The sequence below is a fragment of the Pseudomonas donghuensis genome (assembly GCF_000259195.1).
GTDB lineage: Bacteria > Pseudomonadota > Gammaproteobacteria > Pseudomonadales > Pseudomonadaceae > Aquipseudomonas > Aquipseudomonas donghuensis.
Genome location: NZ_JH650783.1, coordinates 50033 through 52473, shown reverse-complemented (window position 1 = coordinate 52473; position 2441 = coordinate 50033). Strand labels below are relative to the sequence as shown.

At 63.3% G+C, this 2441-nt stretch carries 2 protein-coding genes and 1 pseudogene; 1 reads left to right on the top strand and 2 read right to left on the bottom strand.

What is annotated here, in order from left to right:
- Positions 1-32: 32 nt before the first annotated feature.
- Positions 33-893 carry a shikimate dehydrogenase gene (locus tag UW3_RS0124255; protein ID WP_026001507.1) on the bottom strand — a complete coding sequence of 287 codons (861 nt, stop codon included), beginning with the start codon at positions 891-893 and terminating at the stop codon, positions 33-35.
- Positions 894-1064: 171 nt separating this feature from the next.
- Between UW3_RS0124255 and UW3_RS0124250 the strand changes: the two genes are divergently transcribed.
- Positions 1065-2237, top strand: coding sequence for an alkaline phosphatase family protein (locus UW3_RS0124250; RefSeq protein ID WP_010226441.1), 1173 nt, complete (start codon positions 1065-1067; stop codon positions 2235-2237).
- A 68-nt stretch (positions 2238-2305) separates the two neighbouring features.
- Here UW3_RS0124250 and UW3_RS29950 read toward each other — a convergent pair.
- Positions 2306-2441 (bottom strand): annotated as a pseudogene (locus UW3_RS29950) (tRNA (uridine(54)-C5)-methyltransferase TrmA); the annotation flags it as partial.

Below are 2441 nucleotides of genomic sequence, written 5' to 3'. Positions count from 1 at the left end.
AAGACACAAGCCGGCGTTGCCGGCGATGCTTTTCAGTCACCCAGGCTGTTGAAGTGTTCGATCATCCGCGCCGCATCCGGCTTCACCCCGCTGAACAGTTCAAACGCTTTCACCGCCTGGAACACCGCCATGTTCGCCCCGCTCAAGGTGCGGCAACCCAGGGCCCGGGCTTCGCGCAGCAGCTCGGTTTCCAGCGGGAAATAAACGATCTCCGCCACCCATAGTTCAGCCCGCAACAGCGCCTTGGGCACCGGCATGCCCGGCAGCTTGGCCATGCCCATGGGCGTGGTGTTGACCAGGCCGTCGGCGCTGGCCATGGCGCTCTGCAGATCATGGCCGACCCTGGCGCGGCTGCCTGCAAAGTGCTGGTTCACGTTATCCACAAGGGCCTGGGCGCGGGCCAGTTCGACATCGAACACCGTTAGCTGCTCGACGCCTTCTTCCAACAGCGCATGGGCCACCGCAGCCCCGGCGCCACCTGCGCCCATCTGCACTACCTGGCGGCGCGGCGCATCGGCCAGGCCGCGACGAAAACCTTCGGCAAAACCCAGGCAATCGGTGTTGTGGCCGATGCGTTTGCCATCCTTGAACACTACGGTGTTCACCGCGCCGATGCCCCGGGCTTGCGGCGACAGTTCATTGAGCAGTGGCAAGATCGCCTGCTTGCACGGGAAGGTGATGTTAAGGCCGGTGAAGCCCATGTACTGGGCCGCAGTCAGTAGCTCTTCGAGGGCGCTGCTGTCGAGCTTGAGCTGATCCAGGTCGATCAGCCGGTACAGGTAGTGCAGGCCTTGCGCGGCGCCTTCGTGCTCGTGCAGCGCCGGGGTGCGCGAGGCCTGGATGCCGGCGCCGATAAGGCCGGCGAGGATGCCGGAAGAGGAGGCCAAAGCCATGCTGAAAACTCCGTTGTTGTTCTTGGTAATGAAGAGGGAGCGCGTCAGTTAGAAAATGTACCGAATGGTTAATTTGGTCAATTGGCCGTAGGCCCGCAGATGTGTTTTCTGTGCGCTGATCGCACAGCCTGTGCTACACATGTTGCTTTGCACCTGACCACGGAGGGAGACATGGCAACGCCGATCAACGAGCTGCAGTCGCTGGGTGAGACCTGGCCAGGCCTGGCCAACCTGACCCAGTCGATCTTCGCCGCCTTGGGTGGCCATGGTTTTCGCAATGCCTTTCGCCTCGATCATTCGCGCAGCACCTGCCTGCTACTGATCGATGGCCTGGGCTGGAACCTGCTGCAGGCGCATGCCCGGCATGCACCGTTTCTTGCCTCATTGATGCAGCCGGACAGCCACTTCAAGGTCGGGTTTCCGGCCACCACTGCGACCAGCCTGGCCTCGGTGACCTCAGGGCTGGGCAGCGGCGCCCACGGCATCGTTGGCTGCGGGTTTGCCCTGGATGAACAGACCGAACTGTCGCCGCTGACCTGGACCACGTCGCCCTTGCAGGTCGAGGCGCAGGCCAGCGTCGCGCCGCCGCCGGAGGCTTTTATCGTGCCCGTCGATGCCTGGAGCCAGGCCGCCGCGCAGGGCGTCGCCATCAGCACGGTGATGCTCGGGCGCTATGCCAACTCCGACTTCAGCCGGGCGATCTACAAGGCCGGCACGATCCTCCCGGCACCGGCCTATGACGCTTATCCGCAATTGATCAACGCCGCCCTGGCGGTGCCGGGGCCGGCGTTCTGTTTTGCCTATTTCGGCGACCTGGACTTTGCCGGGCACTTGTTCGGCCCAGGCTCCGAGGGTTGGCTCAAGCAACTGGCGATTGCCGATCAGTTGGCCCAGGCCATCGCCCGACGCTTGCCCGAACAGGCCCGGATGATGGTGATTGCCGATCACGGCATGCAAGCGCTGGACAGCGAACAGGTGCATGATTTTGACCTGGACCCCGTGCTCCAGGAAGGCGTGCGGGCGATGGCCGGGGATATTCGTGCGCGTTATCTGTATACCCACGAGCACCAGCAGGATCGTGTGCACGAACGTTGGCAGAATCGTCTCGGGGATCAATACCGGGTATTGAGCAAGGCCCAGGCAATTGCCAAGGGGCTGTTCGGCGATGTGTTGCTCAGCCAGGCGGAAGCGCGGATTGGCGATTTGATCGTGATCCCGAGCGGGGCCGGCGGGATCATTCGCAGCGAGGTGGAGAAGCCCCCCAGCCAGTGGCGGGGGCACCATGGGGCGTTGACCGATGAGGATCAGCTGGTGCCGTTGTTGATGTGTTCGGGGCATGGCTGAAGGGCCCTGATCGCGGGTCAAGCCCGCTCCCACAAAACCTGTGGGAGCGGGCTTGACCCGCGATAGCTTCAACGCCGAACCAGCAACACCCCACTCTCCATGTGGTGGGTATACGGAAACTGGTCGAACAACGCGCAACGCTCGATGCGATGGGTGTCGTGCAACTGGGCGATATTCGCCGCCAGGGTTTCCGGGTTGCAGGAG